Origin of the sequence: Aequorivita soesokkakensis, assembly GCF_001641085.1 — a bacterium.
In the GTDB taxonomy this organism is placed as follows: Bacteria; Bacteroidota; Bacteroidia; order Flavobacteriales; family Flavobacteriaceae; genus Aequorivita; species Aequorivita soesokkakensis.
Genome location: NZ_LXIE01000048.1, coordinates 1 through 23,316, shown reverse-complemented (window position 1 = coordinate 23,316; position 23,316 = coordinate 1). Strand labels below are relative to the sequence as shown.

Below are 23,316 nucleotides of genomic sequence, written 5' to 3'. Positions count from 1 at the left end.
GGCAGCGATTTTTACCGTGCCGGTTTTGTTTTATAACTTATGAAATTTAAATATCGTCAAATTCAATATCAGTAAAGCTGCTGGTGTCTGGCTGCCCATTTTCTGAAATCTTTTCAGCAGTTGTGGAAACGTCATCAGTTTCTTTTTTGTAATCTTTTTGGTGGCGTTCGCTTATTACTTCTTCGCCTTTTTCATCAATTACGTAGTTTATCATTTCATCCAAGGTATCCTTAAACTCACTGAAATCTTCTTTGTAAAGGTAGATTTTGTGTTTTTTATAATGGTAGGAACCATCATCGTTTGTAAATTTTTTGCTTTCGGTAATGGTTAGATAAAAATCCCCTGCTTTTGTGGACCTTACATCAAAAAAATAAGTACGTCTTCCGGCGCGCATTACTTTTGAAAAAATTTCCTCTTGCTCCATCGTATATTGGTCGCTCATAATTTTTTGGTTTTTTGCTTATGTTTAGCCAAAAATCCAAAAAAAAACCAAATCAGCCAAAGTAAAATTTACATTTCTTTTTCCAAAAGCTGTTTTGCGTATAATTCCTTATAGTAGCCATCAGAATTTACCAGCTCGTTGTGTGTTCCTTGTTGGATTATTTTTCCTTCTTCCAAGACAATGATTTTGTTGGCATTTTTAGCTGAAGAAATGCGGTGACTCACAATAATCGTGGTTTTGTTTGCCGAAATTTTATGCAGGTTTTGAAGTATTTCTTCTTCAGTTTCTGTATCCACGGCTGAAAGACAATCGTCAAACAATAAAATTTGAGGATCTTTAATAATTGCACGGGCAATAGAAACGCGCTGTTTCTGTCCGCCGCTCAAAGTGATTCCACGTTCCCCCAAAATAGTATCGTACCCTTTAGTGAAACCAATAATGTTTTGGTGAACGGCTGCGTTTTTGGCGGCTTCAATTACTTCTTCTTCGGTAGCGTTTTCCTTTCCAAAGCGAATGTTATTTCTAAGCGAGTCACTAAACAAAAAAGCATCTTGCGGCACATAGCCAATACTATCCCGCAAATCGGTAAGGTTTACTTTTCTAATTGGTGTGCTGTCAATTTTTAGCATTCCTTCTTCAACATCATACAGCCTTCCTATCAATTCCAGAATAGTGGATTTTCCCGAACCTGTATTGCCGACAATCGCCAATGTTTCGCCAGGTTTTATAGTGAAAGAAACATCTTTCAGTGCTGTGATTCCTGTATCAGGATAGGTAAATGTGAGCTTGTTGAATTCAATATTTCCTTCCACCGGCGTACTTTCTTCCACCAAATTTTGGATGGTAGGCTCGGTTTCCAAAAATTCGTTTATACGTTTTTGCGAAGCTTCGGCCTGTTGCACCATTGAGGTAACCCAACCCACAACAGCTACCGGCCAGGTTAGCATATTCACATAAATCAAAAATTCAACGATGGTTCCAAATTCAATTTGGCCGCTGATGTATTTTGTTCCACCAACATATATCACGAGAATATTACTGATGCCAATTAAAAGCATCATCAATGGAAAAAACAGCGCTTGAACTTTTGCCAAATCTATATTTTTCACCTTGCTTCCTTCGGCGAGTTCCTCAAAGTTTGCATTGGTCCGCGGCTCAATTCCATAGGCTTTTATCACTGCAATTCCGCTGAAACTTTCCTGGGTAAAAGTGGTGAGTTTTGAAAGATATTGCTGCACAATCGTACTTCGGTGATTAATAATGATACTTACTTTATAAATTATAAAGGAAAGTAGAGGTAAAGGTGCAATAGCGTATAAAGTTAGTATTGGAGCTTTGTAGAACATATATGAAATTGCTACAATAAAAAGCGTGATTGTGGTAGTGCTGTACATTAATGCCGGGCCAATATACATGCGTACTTTAGAGACATCTTCACTTATGCGGTTCATCAAATCGCCTGTTCTGTTTTGTTTGTAGAAGCCTAATGAAAGCTTTTCGTAATGCTGAAAAATTTCGTTTTTAAGGTCGTATTCCACATAACGGGAAACCACAATAAAGGTCTGCCGCATTATAAAGGTGAAAATAGCCGAAAGCAAAGTTGCACCAAGTAATAAAAGAACGTTTATAAGAAGTTGATGCTTTACAGAAGCCAGGTCATTAACTTCACCTTGAATGTATTGATCCACAATCGTGATGGAATCGCCCACTTTCATTGGCACCGCTAATTTAAAAGCCGTTGCAATAATGGTTATGACAACACCCAGTAGCAGTCGTCCTCTATATTTAATTAAATATTTATTGAGATATTTTAATTCTTTCATTTTATAAAAAGGGCAATTTTTTATATTCTTAATTTAACAGCCGATGTTTTGTGAAATCAACAACAAACAATTACTTTTGCACCGCCTTTTTAGAAGATACACAAAAATAAAATATTATGGTGACTGAGGTAATTAAAACAAACGAACTTCATAAAATGGACCCAGTTTTTGGGCAACTTTCTTTTGACAATCACGAACAGATTGTTTTTTGTAACGACAAAGATACTGGTTTAAAAGCAATAATTGGTATTCACAATACGGTTTTGGGACCAGCTTTGGGCGGCACCAGAATGTGGAATTACACCAGCGAATGGGAAGCATTGAACGACGTGCTGCGTCTTTCGCGAGGAATGACCTATAAAAGCGCTATCACCGGTTTAAATCTTGGTGGTGGAAAAGCAGTTTTGATCGGTGATGCAAAAACACAAAAAACACCAGAATTGATGTTGAAGTTTGGTGAGTTTGTAAATTCCTTAGGTGGAAAATATATTACAGCCGAAGATGTGGGAATGGCAACTTCTGATATGGATTTGGTGAGAACCGTAACTCCGTATGTAACTGGAATTTCAGAATCTAAAGGAGGTGCTGGAAATCCTTCGCCAGTTACCGCTTATGGCGTTTTTATGGGAATGAAAGCTGCGGCAAAATACACTTTTGGAAGCGATGTACTTGAAGATAAAGTGGTTTATGTGCAGGGAATTGGAAACGTGGGCGAAGCTTTGGTTGAAAACTTGAGCAATGAAGGAGCCAAGGTATATATTTCAGACATCAACCAAGAACGTTTGGAAGAAGTACGCGACAAATACAGCGTTGAAATTTACGGCGGAAACAACCTTTATGCAGAGAAAATGGACATTTATGCCCCGTGTGCTTTGGGTGCAACCGTAAATGATTTCACCATAAATCAGTTGAACACAAAAATTATTGCAGGTGCAGCAAACAATCAGTTGGCCGAAGAGCAAAAGCATGGAAAAATGCTTCGTGAAAAGGGCATTGTGTATGCACCGGATTTCTTGATAAATGCAGGTGGAATTATCAATGTTTATGCAGAACTTGAAAATTATGATCGAAAGGAAATAATGCGTAAAACAGAAAACATATACAATACAACCCTTGAGATTTTAAAGAACGCTGAAATAAATAATATTACAACCCATCAAGCAGCCTTTAACATTGCCCAGGCTAGAATTGATGCAAGAAAAAACGAAAAATAGATTTCCTTTTTCTTAAAACACTATCTTTGCAACGCACAGGAAAATTCTTGTGCGTTGTTTCTTTAAACCAGTTCTTTCAAAAAAATATATGCTTACAAGAAGACATATCCGAGTAAAAGTTTTGCAATCCGTTTACGCTTACAATCAAAGTGAAAACCCGAATATAGATTCGCAAGAAAAATTTTTGCTACACAGCATAGACCAAATGCTGGATCTTTATTTGTTGCTTTTGCAATTATTGGTTTCCCTTCAGGAACAAGCTGATAATTATCTTTTAATTTCCCAAAAAAAGCATCTTGCCACCGTTTCAGAAAAAAACCCGAGTCGGATATTTGTTGATAACAAATTAATACGGCTTATTGCCAACAACACTGCTTTTACAGACGTAATTGAAAAGAAAAAACTCAATTACTGGTCACTGGACGGCGAGTATGTAAATATAATTTTAAAAGAATTGCGCCAATTGGAATGGTACGAAACCTACCTATCTAAAAAAGAAACCACATTTAAAGAAGACCAAGATTTTGTGGCCAAGGTTTTTAAGGAAGTGATCGCGCCCAATGAAAAACTATATGACTATTTGGAAGATAAGCGATTGACTTGGGTTGATGATTTTCCAATTGTGAACACTGCAATAGTAAAAATGCTTGGCAAGCTTTCAGAGAAAAATGCTTCTACACTTTTGGTTCCTAATCTTTATAAGAATGAAGAAGATCGTGAATATGCGCTGCAACTTTTCAGAAAAGTAATTTTGAATGAAGACAAGCTAAATGCACAGATAGAAGGCAAAACCCCAAACTGGGACCAAGACCGAATTGCCGATGTGGATATGATAATTCTGAAAATGGGCATTGCGGAGTTTTTGTATTTTCCATCAATTCCCGTTAGGGCTACCATCAATGAATATTTGGAAGTTTCTAAAGAATATTCAACCCCAAAAAGTAGCATCTTCGTCAACGGTATTTTAGACAAAATAGTGAAGGAATTTACAGAAGAAGGCAAATTGAATAAAATTGGGCGTGGGCTTCAATAAAAGCAAAAAAATACCTACTTTTGGCGTGCTAAAAACTTAAAAATTTTAATTATCATGAAAAAATCAATTTTAATAGTAGCTGTACTATCTGTTTTTGCCTTTTCTTCTTGTAAAGACAATGCTGCAGAAAAAGTTAATGAAGAAAACGTTGCCACTGCTGAAGCTCGTGATGCGGAATCGGGTAAATTTCCTGTAATTACTTTTGAAGAAAACCAGTTTGATTTCGGAACTATCGATCAAGGTACTCCAGTTGAACACATTTTTAAATTCAAAAATACAGGTGAGGCTCCTTTGATGATCGTAAACGCAAAAAGTAGCTGTGGTTGTACTATTCCAGAATATACCAAAGAACCAGTTGCACCAGGTGCTGACGGTCAATTATTGGTAAAATTCAACGGAAGTGGCCAAAACCAAGTAAGCAAAACAGTAACACTTACAACAAACACTAAAGCAGGAACCGAAACTTTAACTATTAAAGCTTTCGTAACTCCTAAAGCTGGTGCTGCTGGTTCTCCAGTGAAAGTTCCAACTACATAATATTTTTGATTAATAAATTGCTATGCAAAATATAACCGATTTTTTACCTATTATCCTTTTGTTTTTGGTAATGTATCTTTTCTTGATACGTCCACAAATGAAAAAAGCCAAACAGGAAAAACAGTTTGCCAGCCAACTTAAAAAAGGCGACAAAGTGATAACTATGGGAGGCATCCATGGTAGGTTACTTGAACTTAATGATGACGGAACCTGTATTATTGAATGTGGTGCCGGAAAAATAAAGTTTGAAAGATCGGCTATTTCTATGGAAAAAACTGCAAAGTTGAATGCTCCTCTAATAGAGAAAAAATAGTAAATTGTTCCTTTTTTAAATAAAAACTCCCTCACTATTTTTATATAGTTGAGGGAGTTTCTTTTTTATCAGTTATCAGTTATCAGTTATCAGTTATCAGTTATCGGTTTTGTAATTTGTGATTTGTGATTTGAAATTTGATTTTCTTTATTCCTCTTCTTTTTTAAATTTTGAAAGATCTTGCGCTGTAATTTGTGCAATATTTACAATAACTTCAACAGCCTTTATCATACTTTCCACAGGAACGTACTCATACCTTCCGTGAAAATTGTGCCCTCCTGCAAAGATGTTTGGGCAGGGAAGACCCATAAAACTTAACTGTGAGCCATCTGTACCACCGCGAATAGGTTTTATTAAAGGCTCAATACCTGCTTGCTCCATTGCTTGTTTTGCAATTTTCACAATATGCATTACAGGTTCAATCTTTTCACGCATATTGAAATACTGGTCTTTTATTTCAACTGTAACGACCTCCATTTCAAATTGCTCATTTAGCTCGTCTGCTAATTTTTGGATCATCTCCTTTCGTGCTTCAAAATGCTTTCTATCGTGATCACGGATAATGTATTGAATTTTGGTTTCATCAACAGTTCCTTTGATGCCGTGAAGGTGAAAAAATCCCTCGCGGCCTTCAGTATGTTCTGGGGTTTCAAGTCTTGGAAGCGAGTTAATATAGTCTGTAGCGATATACATACTGTTCACCATTTTTCCCTTTGCATACCCTGGATGAACAATTTTCCCTTTTACGGTAACCACCGCACCAGCTGCGTTAAAGTTTTCATATTCCAGTTCGCCAACTTGGCTACCGTCCATAGTGTAAGCCCAATCAGCACCGAATTTTTCCACATCAAATTTATGTGCGCCACGGCCAATTTCTTCATCGGGCGTAAAACCTACACGAATTTTTCCGTGTTTAATTTCTGGATGGTTGATTAAGTATTCCATAGCCGAAACAATTTCTGTAATTCCCGCTTTATCATCTGCACCCAAAAGCGTTGTTCCGTCTGTTGTAATTAACGTCTGGCCTTTGTAAAGCAATAAATCCTCAAAATAATCTGGAGAAAGAACGATATCCTGTTCTTTATTCAGCACTATATCTTTTCCGTTATAATTTTCAATAATTTGTGGTTTCACATTTGCGCCAGTAAAATCTGGCGAAGTATCAAAGTGGGAAACAAACCCGATAACCGGAACGGGATGCGAAACGTTAGAAGGCAAAGTTGCCATAATGTAAGCATTCTCATCAATGCTCACGTCTTCCATTCCTATCTGTTTCAGTTCCTCGGCCAGTTTATTGGCGAGATCCCATTGTTTTTTGGTGCTTGGCGTACTGTCACTGTTTGGATCACTTTCAGTGTCAATTGTTACATAGCTTTTAAAGCGTTCAATAATGTGTTGTTTTTCAATCATAGCTTTTCTTTTACACTGCAAAATAAAGCATATTCAAAATAACAAATACATAGATTAGTGTATTTTTGTACCACATTTTTCAACTATGTACAAAACCATCATTCGTCCACTATTTTTCAGTTTCGACCCTGAGAAAATACATTATTTCACATTTTCATTGATTCGGTTTTTCCATAAAATTGGCTTTGGAAGTATTTTCAGAAGCATTTATAAAGTTGAAAACCCTAAACTGGAACGCGAGCTTTTTGGATTGAAGTTTCCAAATCCCGTGGGACTTGCCGCTGGTTTTGATAAAGATGCAAAACTTTACAAAGAGCTTTCAAACTTCGGCTTCGGTTTTATTGAAATAGGAACCGTAACCCCAAAACCCCAACCCGGAAACGACAAACCGCGTTTATTTCGTTTAAAGGAAGATTCCGCAATTATAAACCGAATGGGGTTTAATAATGGGGGAGTAGAAGAGGCTGTTGAAAGGTTGAAGAAAAACCCCTCGACGAAGCCTGTCTTGAGCGAAGTCGAAAGGCTCGGGGAGACAACACACGTTTTAATAGGCGGAAATATTGGCAAAAACAAAGTCACGCCCAACGAAGAAGCAGTAAATGATTACTTAATCTGTTTTGAAGCGCTTTTTGAGTATGTGGATTATTTTGTGGTAAACGTAAGTTCACCAAACACGCCAAATCTACGCGCATTGCAGGAAAAGAAGCCGTTGACCGATTTGTTACAAACGCTGCAAGACAGAAATAACTCAAAAGAAAAACGCAAACCGATACTTCTAAAAATTGCACCCGATTTAACAGATGAACAACTTATAGATATTATAGAAATTGTTGCCACCACAAAAATAGACGGCGTTATTGCAACAAACACGACCATTTCCCGTGAAGGGATTTCTTCCGAAAACAAAAAGGAAATGGGCGGTTTAAGCGGAAAACCTTTAAACAAAAGAGCTACGGAAGTTATTCGATTTCTTTCTGAAAAAAGCAATAAGGCGTTTCCAATAATTGGCGTTGGCGGAATCCATTCCGCAGAAGATGCTTTGGAAAAACTTGATGCTGGCGCAAGTTTGGTGCAGCTTTACACAGGTTTTATTTATGAAGGTCCAATTTTGATTAAGCAAATAAACAAAGCGATTTTAAAGCGAAAATGATTGAAACCCTAATTTCATTTTCAATTGCAACTCTTGCTTTAGCCATTTCTCCGGGACCGGACAATATTTATGTGCTTACTCAATCTTTGGTAAATGGTACCAAAAGCGGCATCGCCACAACTGCTGGATTGATTAGCGGTTGCATTGTTCACACCACGCTTTTAGCTTTTGGCGTTTCTGCAATTATTACCGCCTCGGAAGAAATTTTCTACGGTATAAAAGTTTTGGGAGCTTGCTATTTGCTTTATTTGGCTTATAAAGTTTATAACAGTGACGAGCATATTGCGTTGGCTGAAAATGCGCCAAAAAAATCATACGCACAACTTTTTAAAACTGGCGTTATCATGAATTTGGTAAACCCAAAAGTGATGATTTTCTTTTTGGCGTTTTTCCCTGGTTTTCTTTGGGATAAAGAAGGGAATACAGTTGCCCAGTTTTATATTTTGGGAATAACTTTTATGGTAATTTCCTTTCTAACTTTTAGCAGTATCGCTTTGGCAGCGGGTCAAATTTCAACTTTGCTTTTGAAATGGAAAAGTATGGGAACTGTTTTAAAGTGGTTGCAGATAGTTGTTTTTGTGGGGATAGCTATTTTTATTTTGGTTCCTTAAAAAGATGCTCTTTTTTTTGAAGAACGGTCTCGTATAACCGTCAGTTACGGTTTTAAAGTTAATTAATTTTCGGTTTATAACTGACGTTAGCAATTCCGAGTGGATTCGGACGTAGTCGAATCCGCCGTAATTGCGGTTATACATTGTTGTAAAGCGTTTTTTTAGTCCGATATACTGTCAAGCCAAATTTCGAGTATTTCGTTATAATTTCCATTTGTGTAAATTAATTTTTTTCCGTCAATAATTGCTTTATCACCGAAAGCTGGGATTGAATCATCATATTTGAAAATAATTGTATCATTTTTTATTCTGATTTTTCCAGTATGCAATTTGCTATTTGGAAAACTTTTATATTCAAATTCGAAAGTGCTATCTCGGAAAACACGTAAGTGGTTAAATCCGATTGGAGCTTCTCTTTCCGCCATCAGAATTCCGTCCTTAATTAAATCTCTTTTGCAAGATGTAATTATAAAAAAGATAAAAATTATAATTAGAATTTGTTTCATTCAAATGCAGTACAACTAGTATATATCAACATGCAGTTTATTTCACATGTCCCTGCTAATATACAAAATTACCCTTCCATATACGTCCACCACCCCAACGTTAGGGTCCTGAACCCTAAAATATACGTCCACCACCCCAACGTTAGGATCCTGAACCCTAAAATATACGTCCACCAACCCCAACGTTCTGGTCCTGAACCCTAAAATATACGTCCACCACCCCAACGTTAGGGTCCTGAACCCTAAAATATACGTTCACCAACCCCAACGTTAGGGTCCTGAACCCTAAAATATACGTCCGCCAACCCCAACGTTCGGGTCCTAGACCCTAAAATATAGGTTTACCAACCCTAACGTATATATCTTGAACCCTAACGGGATGGTTTCTGCACACTAAAAAAGCCTTGCAACCAAAAAAAATAGGCGGCAAGGCTCTTAGCAAGCAAATAAATAAGTGTTTGTTTATGTTTCTGATGGGGTTTCTGGCCCAGTGGTTCGGGAATAAAACTGTTTCATTTCGTCATATTTTGTTTGGTAACCAGTTTCGCCACTTTTCAATTTATACATAGTGTAGGCATAATCTGCATTGGCAGCGGTATAATTGTCAAAATCAAAAAGAATCTTGCTGCTTTCTAGGTCTTTAATAATACCGTAGAGGGACTGCAGGCTGTTTTCTATAAAAGCGCGCATGGTATAGTCATCATTAAACTCTGTCCAGTCCACGTCTGGGCTGCTAAGTGCGGGCTGGGCGTTGTTAAAGCTTTTTGCTTTGTTAACGATGCCTTTGTTTAGCTCGTTAAGCTGCCGTAACGTTGGCGCTCTTCTGGGGTCAGGTTTACTGCAATGGGCTGGGTTAGGGTCCTCAAGGTGTTAATGGCTTCTGTTATGGTTGCCTGTTCCTCTCCTGTTAAGTGCGTGTTGTTTAAATTTGTAAATGGCATAATTAAAAAATTTAAAATTAATACTATCACTAATTTCAGAACTTTTCAAATACAAGTCAAGAGGAAAAACCCTGTTTTTGCTGGGGGATTTCCCCCTTTTTTTTGCACACATCTCTTACTCTTGAAAAAATTGGATTGTTGTTTTTGGGGTTTTGGGGCGAGTGCTAAAAAGAAAACCCCCTTCAAATATTTTTGTATTTCTAATTTAGCGTTTTTTAAAATCGAAAGATTCCTGCCTTCGCAGGAATTGCTATCTTTGAAGCAATGCAGCAAGTAAAAATTATAGAATGTCCGCGCGATGCCATGCAAGGCATCAAAGCCTGGATTCCCACAGAGCAAAAAGTGAAGTATATTCAATCACTTTTGCGCTGTGGTTTTGATACCATTGATTTTGGAAGTTTTGTTTCACCAAAGGCAATCCCCCAAATGCAGGACACGGCAGAAGTGCTTTCAAAATTGGACCTTTCAGCTACACAAAGTAAGTTGCTCGCTATAATAGCAAACCTTCGCGGCGCGGAAGATGCCGTGAAACATGCAGAAATTGATTATTTGGGATATCCTTTTTCCATTTCGGAAAACTTCCAAATGCGGAACACGCACAAGACCATTGCTGAATCGTTGGTTATACTTGAAGATATATTAAATCTTGCCCATAAAAACAATAAAGAAGTGGTTGCCTATCTCTCTATGGGCTTCGGAAATCCTTATGGCGACCCGTGGAATGTTGAGATCGTGGGCGAGTGGACAGAGAAACTTTCGGCTATGGGCGTACGGATTCTTTCGTTGAGTGATACCGTAGGCTCTTCAACGCCAGATATTATTTCATATTTATTTAGTAATTTAATACCCAAATATCCCCACATAGAATTTGGTGCGCATTTGCACACCACTCCAAATGCTTGGCACGAAAAAGTGGATGCCGCCTTTAAAGCCGGTTGCCGAAGATTTGATGGAGCCATTCAAGGTTTTGGAGGTTGCCCGATGGCAAAAGACGAATTGACGGGGAATATGCCCACCGAAAAAATGCTCAGCTATTTTACGGCTGAAAAGGTTTCGAGCAACATTAACCCAATGTCTTTTGAAAGCGCGCACAACGAAGCAACAAAGATTTTCACTAAATATCATTAAGATGAAATGCCTTGTAATAATTTTTAAATTAGGAAAATAAATATTTTGGGCATTCCATTTTCCTTTTTATTAAAATATTAAATAAAGATGAAAAGAATTTTACTATTTCTTATTGGGCTGGGTTTATTTGTTAGTAGCTGTTCAATTTTAGAACCAAACACTGAAGGTGTAATTAAAGGCAATGGACTCGTTACTTTAAAATTTGTACAGGTAAACGATGTATATGAAATTGCTCCGCTAAACGGCGGTGAATACGGTGGAATGGCGCGAGTAGCCCATATTCGGGATTCTATTAAAAAGCAGTTTCCGAATACCTATCTGTTTATGGCCGGAGATTTTTTGAATCCTTCGCTGCTGGGCACTTTAAAAGTTGATGGCGAACGATTGAACGGAAAACAAATGGTGGATGTTATGAACGCTATGGATTTTGATTTGGTGACTTTCGGAAACCATGAGTTGGATTTAAGCGAAGAAGATTTGCAAAAAAGACTGGACGAATCAACTTTTAAATGGACGTCGGCAAACGTGCGCCATGTAACCGAAGACGGAATAGAACCTTTTTCAACCAAGCTTGAATTTACAAAAGTGCCGATTTCAGATTTCGCAACTTTCAAAGCCATTGATCCAAACGGCAACGAAATGAAATTTGGCGTAGTTAGCGTGACCCTGCCTTCGAACCCTAAAGAGTATGTTTATTATGGCGATATTTATAAAGAAGCATTTAGAGCTTATAAATTAGCTACCGAAAAGACTGATTTGGTGTTCGGCCTTACCCATGTAAGTATTGAAGAAGATAGGGAATTGGCGCGCCTTATGCAGTCCATTCCTTTAATTATGGGCGGTCACGAACACAATGCAATGTTAGTTAACGTTGGTAAAACCACGATTGCAAAAGCAGACGCCAATGCCAAGAGTGTGTATGTGCATACCATTCTTTTCAATCCAAAAACGAAATATTATAACCTTCACTCACAACTTGTTTTTGTGGATGAAAAAACACCCTCAAACGCCAAGGTGGAAAGAATCGTTTCAAAATGGAACGATATGCTGGATGAGAAGTTGAAGGAAGTTGTGGATAATCCGAATGAGGTGATTTACAATCCATCCATCCCTTTGGACGGAACGGACAGCGCTAGCCGAAGTATACAGACCAATCTTGGTGAAATTATTACCAAATCCATGGCTTTTTCCTATCAGAATAAAGTGGATGCCGCAATAGTAAACGGCGGATCCATCAGAGTGGACGATATGCTTTCGGGCCCCATTACGCCTAAAGATGTTTTTCGTGTTTTGCCTTTTGGCGGAAGTGTGCTAAAGGTAGATTTGAAAGGGAATCTTTTAAAGGAGATATTAGATTACGGACAAGAAAAAAAGGGCACGGGCGCTTATTTGCAGCGCGATAATATTTCTGAAGCGTCAAATGGGGACTGGTTAATCCAAGGAAAACCAATTTCTGAAAAGAAAACATACACGATCGCCATAAGTGACTTTCTGCTTAAAGGATTGGATATCCCTTTTTTAACTCCTGAAAATAAAGACATTGTGGAAATTTACACACCAAAAGAAACCGAAACTGCCGCAGATATTCGAAAAGCAATCATTTTTTATTTAAATTCGTTAAAAAAATAATGGTGAAAAAAATTATAAAAATCGTTCTTGTTCTGGCGCTGATTGCTTTAATAGCAATTCAATTTATTCGTCCTGAAAAAAATAGTGAAGGGTATAAAAGTGTGGCCACTTTTGAGGCTGAAACTAAACCCTCTGCTGAAGTAGCCACAATTTTAAAACAAAATTGCTACGATTGCCACAGCAATCAAACCCAATATTCATGGTATTCTGAAGTAGCGCCTTTCTCACTTTGGTTGGCAGATCATATTGAGCACGGAAAAAAACATTTCAATGTATCAGATTGGAGCAGCTATTCCATTAAAAAGAAAGAACACAAACTGGAAGAATTGGTTGAAATGGTAGAGAAAGACGAAATGCCCTTACAATCATATACAATTATTCACGGCAATCTTTCGGAAAACGATAAAAAACTATTGCTTCAATGGGCTGGTTTGGCCAGACTTCAGTATAAACACCAATTGGAGGTTTCTTCAAAATAAGTGTAACCTCTAAAAATCTGTTTATGATGAAATATTTCTTTATTGCATTAATTTCTATTAGTTTTTTAACTTCTTGCGGTGCCAAACAACCCGTGGTTTTAAGTTCTTCCACAAACCCTACTGAAAGCTCCTCCAGCCATGAGCCGTTTTTGGATATAACTAAACCCGCGCCCAATAAAAAATATGCACTTACCGGAGAGAATCCCGTTATGGTAGGTGAGAAAAGTGTTCAGAATCAAAGAAGATATATTGCATCTTTAGCAGGACCCAATGGGGAAGAACTTACTTTCCATCGTCGTGGAAGTTGCTGTCCTTACAAAAGTGAAAACGGTATGATGGGAAGTGCTTTGGTGGATATTTATGAAGTTACTTATGAAGGCTTGAAAGAACCAATCTTACTGTACATAAGTTTTTATGATGATGGGCCTTTGTATATTCCTTACGGATTTACAAAAAGAAATTTAAATTAATTACTTAATTTAACTTACATTTGCACGCAATTAATCCATAACCACTTTCGCTCTTGAAAGTTAATTTAATTGCAATGACCGCACACGATAACAAAATTCTTGGAGAAGGCCTTACTTATGACGATGTACTTTTAGTACCCGCTTATTCTGAGGTTTTACCGCGCGAAGTTTCCATCGCTACCAAATTTTCCCGAAACATTACATTGAATGTACCTATTGTTTCCGCAGCAATGGATACCGTTACTGAAAGTGCTATGGCCATTGCCATTGCCCGCGAGGGTGGCATCGGGGTGCTTCATAAAAATATGAGCATTGAAGACCAAGCTGCTGAGGTACGGAAAGTGAAACGCGCCGAAAGCGGGATGATCATTGACCCGGTAACTTTAAAACGGGAAAACACGGTTGGCGATGCCCAAAAAACAATGCGCGAATACAGTATTGGTGGAATACCGATAACTGATGATGCAGGAAAATTGGTTGGAATAGTTACCAATCGAGACCTTCGTTTTGAGAAAGATTTGAAACGTCCGCTAAAGGAAGTTATGACTTCAGAAAATTTAGTGACCGTTGCTCAGGGAACTTCCTTAAAACAAGCGGAGATAATTCTTCAGCAGAACAAAATTGAAAAACTCCCCGTAGTTAGCGATGATGGAAAACTTCTTGGCCTTATTACGTTTAGGGATATTACTAAACTCACCCAAAAACCCATTGCCAATAAGGACAAATACGGAAGACTTCGCGTTGCTGCCGCACTTGGCGTAACTGCTGATGCTGTGGAAAGGGCAGAAGCTTTGGTGAATGCACAGATTGATGCGGTAATTATCGACACCGCCCACGGACATACAAAAGGAGTGGTTGAGGTTTTAAAGCAAGTAAAACATAAATTTCCAGAATTGGATGTTATTGTTGGGAATATAGCCACTGCAGATGCCGCAAAATATTTGGTTGAAGCTGGAGCAGATGCCGTAAAAGTTGGAATTGGACCAGGTTCAATTTGTACTACAAGAGTGGTTGCAGGAGTAGGTTTTCCACAGTTTTCGGCCGTGCTGGAAGTTGCAGCGGCTATAAAAGGCAGTGGTGTTCCGGTGATTGCAGATGGAGGAATTCGTTATACAGGTGATATTCCGAAAGCCATTGCAGCAGGAGCAGATTGTGTAATGCTCGGTTCGTTGTTGGCGGGAACGAAGGAATCACCAGGAGAAACCATTATTTATGAAGGTAGAAAATTTAAATCCTATCGCGGTATGGGTTCTGTGGAGGCTATGAAGCAAGGCAGTAAGGACCGCTATTTTCAGGATGTAGAGGATGATATTAAAAAGCTGGTTCCCGAAGGAATTGTTGGCCGAGTGCCATATAAAGGAGATTTGGTAGAGAGCATGACACAATTTATTGGCGGCTTGAGAGCAGGAATGGGTTATTGCGGCGCAAAAGATATTGCAACTTTGAAAGAGAACGGCAAGTTTGTGAAAATTACTTTTTCCGGTATTGCTGAGAGCCATCCGCATGATGTCACCATTACAAAGGAAGCGCCGAATTATAGTAGATAAAAAATTAAAGCAAAAAAATATTTTTAGAAGCACTGGATTTATCTGGTGCTTTTTTTTTGTGGAAAGTAATACAGATTTTGATTAAAGGGTTGCCAGTAAAGAGCTGAAATATTTAATTATTATTTCCAGTTGATCACTGTTTTTTTTCTTGATTTCTGCGGAATATGAAATTTGGTTGTTGCAACAAACAATCTTTGAATTTGGAAAATAAAGTAAGGCTCGTGTATATTGGTTGGAAAGTAAATTTTCACTTAGCGCTGTTTTTTTTCCGCGTAAACTGTATTGTGGCGAACGGAAAATGATACTCGCAAAGGGCAGTTTTGTTATTTCGAAAAAGTCTGGCTTTTCAATCAAATGTTGTGCGGGACTAATTTTTATATGAATTCGCCGCTCCAATTGATAAGTAACTTCATAATCCCGATCTTGGATATTAATTTTCACAGATTTAATGCCTGAAGGGTTTTGGTGAATTGATTCAATTAGGTTTTCAGTCATTATGGGAATATATTTTTTCTTCAAGAGTTTTTAGAATTGATATAAAGAATTCAAATTCTGTTTCATTTTCAATTCCCCTGACGGGCGTAAGTATAATTTTTGAAGTATTTTCTTTAGGAATACGAATATAAACTCTTTGTTTATTGAGTTTACTAATAATAGGAATTGCAGTACTTAATTCATCAATCAGCTTTCCATTTCCTTTAAAAATGTAGAAATCTTTTATTGTTACACGCTTTGAAGGAAAAACATTTTGAAATAATATTTCCCAAAAAGAAACCGGGTATATTTCTAAAATGTTTGTGTTCTTGTTTTGTAAATGAAGGGTTATTTTAAAAGGTTCCGATGTTGGAATTGCCCCGCCAACTTCATTAAGATTGACTGAAATTTTGGATTCGCCAATCATAAAAAATGCGCCTTTAGGCTGGTAAATCATTTTGCCGATTGGCGAATAGGCTTCTTTAATGCTATCTTCCCTATAAGTGCCATTATTTTTTTCTGCAAAATTTTTAAGAAGATTCATCAAAGACAATTCTGAAGTGACTCAAATATAATTATTTTCATTTAACCTAAATAAAAAACGTGAAGCTTAAAGACTTCACGTTTAATTTTAATAATAAAAAAGTTAAGTTATTTACCTTCTTCCGCTGTGATGGTAATACCCAATTCAGTTAGAATTGGAACAGTAAGGTCATAATTTGGATCAAGATAAACCAAATCTGTAGTTGTCTGCATCACTTGTGTGTAGTTCTGCGCCTTTGCCACTTTATCCAATGCTTCACCAATTTTTTTGTAAAGTGGCTGAAGGTATTCATTTTGTTTAATTTCCATAAGCTTCGCCCCATTTTGTTGAAACTTTTGAATGTCTTTGTCCAAATCTATAAGCGCCGTTTGCTTTTCTTTTTTTTGTTCGGCGGTAAAGGTAGCTTCGCCTTTTTTATACTCTTCGGCCAGCTTTTTATATTCGTCTATTTTTTTGTTTAGATCTACATCCAACTGACCTCCGTAAGCTTCCAATTGTGTTTTAACAGTTGTCATTTCCGGCATCTTGGAAAGGATATATTCAACGTCAACAGCTCCAACTTTGCTTTGTGCAAAAGTCGCAATTCCAATAAAAAAGATTGCAATTTTTAAAAATTTCATTGTGTTTGTTTTTAAAGTATTTAGAGCGCAATATTACTATAAATATTGCAAATAAACAGGCGATGGCTTTACCGTTTGTAAAAAATATAATCTGTCACTATAGGTTCCACGCCTTCTATCTTTAACTGGCTCACGAGCTGGCCACGATGATAGGTACTGTGGTTTATTATGTGAAAAAAAATTTCTTCAGTAGTATTTGTGAAATTTTGGCCTTTACTGTTTGTGTATTTTATAGACTCTTTTAAGTTCTTTGTTTGAAGTAATTCTTTGGTTTGCTCAAAATTTTCGGTGTCTATTTTTTTTAAATCTTGAAGTTCCAAGAGTTGCCATACTGAAAGTGCCGGCGCTATTCCAAAAATTCTATGATTCCATACATGGTGTGCGTTCAAGGTATGGCTCGCCAAAAGACTGATTTTTTCTTTATAATTTTCAGGATTTTTTAAAAGCACATCTATCAACAATTGGTTGCAATGTTTTGTGTATTCAAATTTATCAATAAAGAACGCTTTCATTGTTCGTCAAAAATTTGGCCGCGTGTAGGTTTAAGCGTTTCCCGTAAGGAATGCATCAAAGTTTTTTCTACCACCAAAAATGCAATGTGGTGCATTGGGGTTATTTCTTCATTGCCGGTAAGCGTATTTTGTAGCTTTTCAGATTCGGCAAATTCAGCGAGGTGTTTTGCGTGGTGAATAGCGATTGGTTGGGCGTTTGGCCCCCGGAAATCCCATATAAGTTTTACGCGTTCAGTCATTTACATTTTGTTGTGTGGAAATTTTAAAGCTGCAAAAAAACAATTGATTTGCTTCTGTTTGCAACATACCGCAAGGTACGGGATTTTGATAATATTTTAAAAAGCTGAAAACACTATAATTATATTAAATTCGTTTGCTTTTCTGATGTATGTTACCATACCTTTTTGTTATTTTTGCACCTTTGTTCGCCAAAGCTTTAGGGCTAGCGTATTACTTCTATAAAAAATAAATATTTTAAAAATGAAAAATTTTCTTTCCGTAATTATTTTGGCATTTTTAAGTGCCACTACTGTTTTTTCCCAAAACAAAAAAGAAGTATTGATGACCATTGATGGCAAACCGGTGTATGCCAATGAATTTAAGCGCGTCTATTTGAAGAACCTAGATTTGGTTCAAGATGAATCGCAAAAGGATATTGATGGCTATTTGCAACTTTTTATTGATTACAAACTGAAAATAGCCGAAGCCGAAACACAGGGCTTGGATAAGGAAAGTACATATAAAAGTGAATATTCAAAATATAGGGACCAGCTTTCTCGAAACTATCTTTTTGAAGATAAGGTTACAGAAGAGCTAGCAAAAGAAGCCTATGAGCGTGGAAAGGAAGATATTAACGCCTCACATATTTTGATTCGTGTAGATTATGAATCAGTGCCACAGGATACCTTGGCGGCTTACAACAAAATTAAATCTATTCGCGATAGGGCTGTTAAGGGCGAAGACTTTGCCCAATTGGCAAAAACATATTCTGAAGAGCCGGGAGCTAAGGAAACTGGCGGAAATCTAGGTTATTTTACAGTGTTCAATATGGTTTATCCTTTTGAAAATGCTGCCTATAATACTAAGGTTGGCGAAATTTCAAAAATTGTGCGCACCACTTTTGGCTATCATATTCTAAAAGTGAATGACCGAAGAAGCAAAATGCCAAAAATTGCTGTTTCACACATTATGATTTCAGATAAAAAAGGCGCACGTACTTTCAATCCTGAAGAACGCATCAATGAACTTTACACAATGTTAAAACAAGGCGAATCTTTTGAAAGCCTTGCGAAACAATTTTCAGACGATAAAAATTCAGCAGTAAAAGGCGGGAAACTGAACGCTTTCACCAAAGGCGATCTTCGCGCTCCTGAGTTTGAGAATGCTGCTTATGAACTAAAAAACATTGGCGATATAAGCAAGCCAGTAAAAACCGATTTTGGCTGGCACATCATTCGTTTGGATGAAAAACTGCCTGAGGAATCTTTTGAACAACAAAAGGAATCATTGGAGAAAAGAGTGACCGAAGGCGATCGCTCCAAAATTGTTACCAATGCAATTAACAATAAAATAAAGGAAAAATACGGCTTCAAAAAAGGGGAAAGCTTTTTGCCTTATTTTGATACGTACGTAACTGATGATGTTTTGAAAAGAAAATGGATAATGAATCCAATTCCTAATGATATGGAAAAAACCCTTTTCACCATTGGCGACAAAAAGTTGGGCTATACAGATTTTGCAAAATTTATTGCCGGCCGTCAAAAAACAACTAGACCTTACAAGCAGAAAGAAGCGCTTTTAGTAGATCTATATGACGAGTTTGAAACCGAAAACCTGAAAGATTACTTTAAGGAACACCTTGAGGACGAAAACGAAGATTATGCCGCCATACTTACTGAATATCGCGATGGCCTTTTAATATTTGATGTGATGAACAAAAATATTTGGCAAAAAGCAAAGAACGATTCTATTGGGCTTCAGGAATATTACAATAAAACAAAACAAGACTATCAATGGAAACAACGCGTTGAGGCTATAATTTATTCAGCTACTTCAGAAATGCTGGCACAACAAATTCAAAAAATGCTTGCTGAAGGCAAAACTGCAGAAGAAATTAAAACGGCGCTAAATACGGATGATAAAGTAAACGTATTGATTACGCCCGGTCTTTTTGAAGTTGACCAACGTGAACTTCCGGAAGGTTTGGAAATAAAAGAAGGTGTTTCAAAGGTTTATCCAAACAATGATTCCTTTGAGGTCGTTAACATTAAGGCGATATTGGCTCCAGGAGAAAAGTCATTGGATGAAGTTAAAGGAAAAGTGTTGAGCAACTACCAAAACGATATTGAAGCAAAATGGATGCAGGAATTGCATTCAAAATATAAAGTTGAGGTTGACAAAAAAGCGTTGAAACATTTGAAAAAAGAGCTTAAGTGATTCTGAATATTTTTAAAATATTATTATTGAGTATTTTTTTTGTTTCCTGTAATTATTTTAAACCGGAAGCTAAAAAGGAAGCTGTGGCGCGGGTTAACAACAGTTATTTATATAAAGACGACATTCAAAAATTAATAGCTGAAAACACTTCCCCCGAAGACAGTACATTAATTGTAAATAATTATATAAATCGTTGGGCAACCCAACAATTGCTTATTGACCAAGCAAAAATCAACCTTACCGCAGATAAACTGGATCAATACAATAAACTGGTTCAGGAATATCAAAATGATCTTTTAACTGAGGCATACAAAAATGTAATTGTAAGCAAACAGCTGGATAGCGTTATCACCGAACAAGAATATCAAAATTATTATGAAACCAATAAGGAAAACTTTAAGCTTAAAGACCTGTTGGTTAAATTGAGATACGTTCAACTTCCTGTTAACTATGATGGTCTTGCTTCCGTAAAGGAAAAATTGAACCGTTATAATGAAAAGGACAGAACATCACTAAACAGCCAAAACTATCAGTTCATTTCTTCAAATTTTAACGATTCGGTTTGGGTTAAAAAAGAAGTTTTGCTTCATACGTTACCAGTATTAAGGGAGAATAGCGAGCAAGTGTTAAAAAAATCTAATTTTTCACAGTTGCAAGATTCATTAGGAGTATATTTGGTGAAAATTGAAAATGTGCTCAATCCCAATGATACAGCGCCCCTTTCCTATGTCAAGCCCACTTTGAAACAGATTATTCTGAACAAAAGAAAGCTCGAGCTTATAAAAAAACTAGAAACAGATATTACAAAAGATGCTATTGAAACAAATAATTTTGAAATCTATAAAAATGAATAAATTTTTATTGGTATTGTTATTTTCTACTGCCATTCTGCAAGCGCAGGTTGTTTTGGAGCCGGACAGTATTGGAGTAGTTAAAAGTAATGATTCTCTTGTTGTGCAACAAATAGTGCAACGGGATACAGTTCCTTTTAAAAGATATAAAGCTGAAGGCGTAAGTGCTGTGGTTGGTGAATATGTTATTTTGGATAGCGATATTGACAAAGCTTATGTTGAAATGCAGTCGCAAGGAATGTCTATTGAAGAAATTACCCGTTGCCAACTAATGGGCAAGTTGATGGAAGACAAACTTTATGCGCATCAGGCCAAGCAGGATAGCCTTTTTGTTCCCGATTCAGAAATAAATGGAGTTATAGAACAACAGTTGGAGTATATGATTAGCGAATTGGGTACTCCAGAAAAAGTGGCTGCCTATTACAGAAAAGACAATATTGCAGAATTGAAAAAAGATCTTTTTGAAGCAAACAAAAGCATTAAGCTCGCCAGTTTAATGCAGCAAAAAGTAATTGAAAAAGTGGAAGTTACCCCTGAAGAAGTGCGTACTTTTTTCTTTTCAATTCCAGAAGAGGAGAGACCGGTTTTTGGTGCTGAAATTGAAGTAGCACAAATAGTTATTGACCCTGAAATTACGCAACAAGCAAGAGATGAAGTTATAGCAAAACTGAATGCAATTCGCGCAGACATTATTGATAACGGAGCAAGTTTTGCCACAAAGGCGGTATTATATTCAAAAGATCCCGGTTCAAATTCCAAAGGAGGGCTTTATACCAGTGTTAAAAGAGATTCCCCTTGGGCAAAAGAATTTAAGGATCAAGCTTTTTCTCTTTTGGAAGGTGAAATAAGCGAGCCATTCGAAACCGAGTTTGGATACCATATTTTATACGTTGAAAAAATACGCGGACAAGAAGTAGATGTTCGGCATATTCTTATGTTTCCAGAAGTTTCACAACAATCTATTGATGCCGCACAAAAGGAAATAGACGATTTAAAAACCAAGATAGATGCCGGTGAAATAACTTTTGCAGAGGCAGCCCGTGAATTTTCTGATGATAAAGAAACCCGTAATAATGGCGGTCAATTGATAAACCCAGTTAATTTTGACACCAAATTTGATCTTACAAAAATGGATCCTGCCTTAAGCGCACAGGTTTATAATTTGGAAGAAGGCGAGGTTTCAAAAGTGTTTACAGACAGAGACCGTACCGGAAAAAGCAGTCTTAAAATACTTACTGTCACCAAAAAATACCCAGAGCATAAAGCCGATTACTCTAAGGATTACGAGCGCATTAAACAGTTGGCACTTCGCGAAAAGCAAATTAAAGTAATCAACAAGTGGCAAAATGAGAAAATAAAAGATACGTATATTAGCATCAACCAAGACTACCAAGATTGCGATTTTGCAGGGAATTGGATGAAAAAATAATATCGAAAAAAATATGTCAGACGTAGCAGCGGTAACGCAACTGGTTTCAAAATATAATGCCCTTCGGCAGGAAATTAAAAAAGTTATTGTAGGTCAAGATGAAGTGGTGGAGCAGGTGTTGCTGGCCATTTTTTCGGGCGGCCATGCTTTGTTAATTGGTGTTCCAGGACTTGCGAAAACCTTGTTGGTAAATACCGTTGCGGAAGCATTGGGCTTAAAATTCAAAAGAATCCAGTTCACTCCAGATTTGATGCCGAGCGATATTTTGGGTTCTGAAATTCTTGACCAAAATCGAGAATTTAAATTTATAAAGGGGCCTATATTCGCGAATATTATTCTTGCCGACGAGATTAACAGAACGCCTCCAAAAACCCAAGCCGCGCTTTTGGAAGCCATGCAGGAACGTGCCGTAACTGTTGCGGGGCATCACTATAAATTGGATTTGCCTTATTTCGTATTGGCCACCCAAAACCCAATAGAACAGGAGGGAACCTATCCGTTGCCCGAAGCACAGTTGGACCGTTTTATGTTTGCCATCAACCTTGAATACCCTTCTTTTTCTGAAGAGGTTGAAGTGGTGAAGCAGACCACTGCGGGCGAAATCCAAAAGGTAAATGCGCTTTTTACAGCGCAAGAAATTATCGATTTCCAACAATTAATCCGAAGAATTCCTGTAGCTGACAACGTTGTGGAATATGCCGTTACTTTGGTTGGAAAGACCCGTCCAAATAGTTCAACTGCGACCGAAACCGTAAAAACCTATATTGATTGGGGCGCTGGACCACGAGCTTCTCAGAATTTAATTTTGGCCGCAAAATCGCATGCTGCCCTTCACGGAAAATTCTCTCCAGATATTGAGGATGTCCAAAAAGCTGCGATAGGAATTTTAAGACACCGATTGATAAAAAACTACAAAGCCGAAGCGGAAGGCTTGAGCATTGAAGAAATTATCAAAAGCCTGTATTAATTCAGATTCTTCCCTTTAGATATTATAAAAATATTGTTTTATAATATTCTGAAATTCTTAAATTTTCATATCTAATTTTATTGATTCGACAATTATAATCAATAAAAATTACTATTTAGTGAATTAATACAACTATGGCTTTTGATATTGATATGATAAAAAAGGTTTATTCCCAAATGGCCGAACGTGTTGATAAAGCACGTGAAATCACTGGAAAACCACTAACTCTTTCTGAAAAAATATTATATTC

The 23,316-nt window shown here is 37.2% G+C and carries 26 protein-coding genes; 15 read left to right on the top strand and 11 right to left on the bottom strand.

The genetic code is table 11. The annotated features are described in order from the left end of the window. Positions 1-46 precede the first annotated feature (46 nt). Together A7A78_RS12835 and A7A78_RS12830 are read right to left on the bottom strand one after the other, a co-directional pair. Positions 47-442, bottom strand: a complete 396-nt coding sequence (locus tag A7A78_RS12835) for a PUR family DNA/RNA-binding protein (protein ID WP_068762866.1) — start codon at positions 440-442, stop codon at positions 47-49. 68 nt (positions 443-510) lie between these two features. Continuing rightward, positions 511-2,265, bottom strand: a complete 1,755-nt coding sequence (locus A7A78_RS12830) for an ABC transporter ATP-binding protein (protein ID WP_068762865.1) — start codon at positions 2,263-2,265, stop codon at positions 511-513. A 116-nt stretch (positions 2,266-2,381) separates the two neighbouring features. Here A7A78_RS12830 and A7A78_RS12825 point away from each other — a divergent pair, with 116 nt between their 5' ends. From A7A78_RS12825 to yajC, 4 genes are all read left to right on the top strand, one after another. After that, positions 2,382-3,479 (top strand): Glu/Leu/Phe/Val family dehydrogenase, encoded by a 1,098-nt coding sequence (locus A7A78_RS12825; protein ID WP_068762864.1) that lies wholly within the window; start codon positions 2,382-2,384, stop codon positions 3,477-3,479. A gap of 88 nt (positions 3,480-3,567) precedes the next feature. Then, positions 3,568-4,512 carry a transcription antitermination factor NusB gene (gene nusB, locus A7A78_RS12820; RefSeq protein WP_068762893.1) on the top strand — a complete coding sequence of 315 codons (945 nt, stop codon included), beginning with the start codon at positions 3,568-3,570 and terminating at the stop codon, positions 4,510-4,512. Between the two features lie 54 nt (positions 4,513-4,566). Next, the gene (locus A7A78_RS12815) at positions 4,567-5,049 is read left to right on the top strand and encodes a DUF1573 domain-containing protein (RefSeq protein WP_068762863.1); all 483 of its coding nucleotides are present in this window, start codon (positions 4,567-4,569) and stop codon (positions 5,047-5,049) included. A 22-nt stretch (positions 5,050-5,071) separates the two neighbouring features. Next, a complete protein-coding gene (yajC, locus tag A7A78_RS12810; RefSeq protein WP_068762862.1) occupies positions 5,072-5,362 on the top strand; it encodes a preprotein translocase subunit YajC in 291 nt (96 codons plus the stop codon). A 147-nt stretch (positions 5,363-5,509) separates the two neighbouring features. Here the strand turns inward: yajC and pepT are convergent, their stop codons facing one another. Continuing rightward, complete coding sequence (pepT, locus tag A7A78_RS12805; RefSeq protein WP_068762861.1) at positions 5,510-6,772, bottom strand: peptidase T; 1,263 nt, start codon at positions 6,770-6,772, stop codon at positions 5,510-5,512. Positions 6,773-6,857: 85 nt separating this feature from the next. On the opposite strand from pepT, the gene A7A78_RS12800 reads away from it, so the two are divergent. Beyond that, the gene (locus tag A7A78_RS12800) at positions 6,858-7,922 is read left to right on the top strand and encodes a quinone-dependent dihydroorotate dehydrogenase (protein WP_068762860.1); all 1,065 of its coding nucleotides are present in this window, start codon (positions 6,858-6,860) and stop codon (positions 7,920-7,922) included. Next, positions 7,919-8,533 carry a LysE family translocator gene (locus A7A78_RS12795; RefSeq protein ID WP_068762859.1) on the top strand — a complete coding sequence of 205 codons (615 nt, stop codon included), beginning with the start codon at positions 7,919-7,921 and terminating at the stop codon, positions 8,531-8,533. Before A7A78_RS12800 ends, A7A78_RS12795 begins: the two co-directional genes overlap by 4 nt. A gap of 161 nt (positions 8,534-8,694) precedes the next feature. On the opposite strand, the gene A7A78_RS12790 is transcribed toward A7A78_RS12795, so the two are convergent. The 3 genes from A7A78_RS12790 to A7A78_RS15165 form a co-directional block, all read right to left on the bottom strand. Further along, entirely contained in the window at positions 8,695-9,039 is a 345-nt protein-coding gene (locus tag A7A78_RS12790; protein ID WP_068762858.1) for a hypothetical protein, read from the bottom strand. Positions 9,040-9,501: 462 nt separating this feature from the next. Next, a complete protein-coding gene (locus tag A7A78_RS14915; protein WP_094746150.1) occupies positions 9,502-9,762 on the bottom strand; it encodes a hypothetical protein in 261 nt (86 codons plus the stop codon). Positions 9,763-9,827: 65 nt separating this feature from the next. Further along, on the bottom strand, positions 9,828-9,980 hold the full coding sequence (locus A7A78_RS15165) for a hypothetical protein (protein ID WP_165593571.1): 153 nt from the start codon (positions 9,978-9,980) through the stop codon (positions 9,828-9,830). 264 nt (positions 9,981-10,244) lie between these two features. Here A7A78_RS15165 and A7A78_RS12780 point away from each other — a divergent pair, with 264 nt between their 5' ends. The 5 genes from A7A78_RS12780 to guaB all read left to right on the top strand — a co-directional run bounded on the left by A7A78_RS12780 (position 10,245) and on the right by guaB (position 15,233). Then, complete coding sequence (locus A7A78_RS12780; protein WP_068762857.1) at positions 10,245-11,108, top strand: hydroxymethylglutaryl-CoA lyase; 864 nt, start codon at positions 10,245-10,247, stop codon at positions 11,106-11,108. Between the two features lie 87 nt (positions 11,109-11,195). Then, a complete protein-coding gene (locus A7A78_RS12775; protein ID WP_094746148.1) occupies positions 11,196-12,737 on the top strand; it encodes a bifunctional metallophosphatase/5'-nucleotidase in 1,542 nt (513 codons plus the stop codon). Then, a complete protein-coding gene (locus A7A78_RS12770; RefSeq protein WP_068762856.1) occupies positions 12,737-13,216 on the top strand; it encodes a heme-binding domain-containing protein in 480 nt (159 codons plus the stop codon). Before A7A78_RS12775 ends, A7A78_RS12770 begins: the two co-directional genes overlap by 1 nt. A 23-nt stretch (positions 13,217-13,239) precedes the next feature. Further along, positions 13,240-13,686, top strand: coding sequence for a hypothetical protein (locus A7A78_RS12765; protein ID WP_068762855.1), 447 nt, complete (start codon positions 13,240-13,242; stop codon positions 13,684-13,686). A 74-nt stretch (positions 13,687-13,760) separates the two neighbouring features. After that, positions 13,761-15,233, top strand: coding sequence for an IMP dehydrogenase (gene guaB, locus A7A78_RS12760; protein WP_068762891.1), 1,473 nt, complete (start codon positions 13,761-13,763; stop codon positions 15,231-15,233). Positions 15,234-15,314: 81 nt separating this feature from the next. Here the strand turns inward: guaB and A7A78_RS12755 are convergent, their stop codons facing one another. The 5 genes from A7A78_RS12755 to A7A78_RS12735 form a co-directional block, all read right to left on the bottom strand. After that, on the bottom strand, positions 15,315-15,728 hold the full coding sequence (locus A7A78_RS12755; protein ID WP_131811150.1) for a hypothetical protein: 414 nt from the start codon (positions 15,726-15,728) through the stop codon (positions 15,315-15,317). After that, on the bottom strand, positions 15,721-16,251 hold the full coding sequence (locus A7A78_RS12750; protein WP_068762853.1) for a hypothetical protein: 531 nt from the start codon (positions 16,249-16,251) through the stop codon (positions 15,721-15,723). The genes A7A78_RS12755 and A7A78_RS12750 overlap by 8 nt, the downstream gene beginning before the upstream one ends. A gap of 107 nt (positions 16,252-16,358) precedes the next feature. Then, positions 16,359-16,871, bottom strand: a complete 513-nt coding sequence (locus A7A78_RS12745; RefSeq protein WP_068762852.1) for an OmpH/Skp family outer membrane protein — start codon at positions 16,869-16,871, stop codon at positions 16,359-16,361. Positions 16,872-16,939: 68 nt separating this feature from the next. Next, the gene (locus A7A78_RS12740; RefSeq protein ID WP_068762851.1) at positions 16,940-17,383 is read right to left on the bottom strand and encodes a DinB family protein; all 444 of its coding nucleotides are present in this window, start codon (positions 17,381-17,383) and stop codon (positions 16,940-16,942) included. Continuing rightward, complete coding sequence (locus tag A7A78_RS12735; RefSeq protein WP_068762850.1) at positions 17,380-17,622, bottom strand: hypothetical protein; 243 nt, start codon at positions 17,620-17,622, stop codon at positions 17,380-17,382. Before A7A78_RS12735 ends, A7A78_RS12740 begins: the two co-directional genes overlap by 4 nt. Before the next feature lie 241 nt (positions 17,623-17,863). On the opposite strand from A7A78_RS12735, the gene A7A78_RS12730 reads away from it, so the two are divergent. The 4 genes from A7A78_RS12730 to A7A78_RS12715 are packed head-to-tail and all read left to right on the top strand — an operon-like array spanning position 17,864 to position 23,066. Then, positions 17,864-19,819, top strand: a complete 1,956-nt coding sequence (locus tag A7A78_RS12730; RefSeq protein WP_068762849.1) for a peptidylprolyl isomerase — start codon at positions 17,864-17,866, stop codon at positions 19,817-19,819. A gap of 26 nt (positions 19,820-19,845) precedes the next feature. Then, positions 19,846-20,673, top strand: coding sequence for a peptidyl-prolyl cis-trans isomerase (locus A7A78_RS12725; protein WP_242649280.1), 828 nt, complete (start codon positions 19,846-19,848; stop codon positions 20,671-20,673). After that, positions 20,630-22,099 carry a peptidylprolyl isomerase gene (locus A7A78_RS12720; RefSeq protein ID WP_068762848.1) on the top strand — a complete coding sequence of 490 codons (1,470 nt, stop codon included), beginning with the start codon at positions 20,630-20,632 and terminating at the stop codon, positions 22,097-22,099. The genes A7A78_RS12725 and A7A78_RS12720 overlap by 44 nt, the downstream gene beginning before the upstream one ends. Before the next feature lie 13 nt (positions 22,100-22,112). Continuing rightward, on the top strand, positions 22,113-23,066 hold the full coding sequence (locus A7A78_RS12715; protein ID WP_068762847.1) for an AAA family ATPase: 954 nt from the start codon (positions 22,113-22,115) through the stop codon (positions 23,064-23,066). Positions 23,067-23,316: the final 250 nt, after the last annotated feature.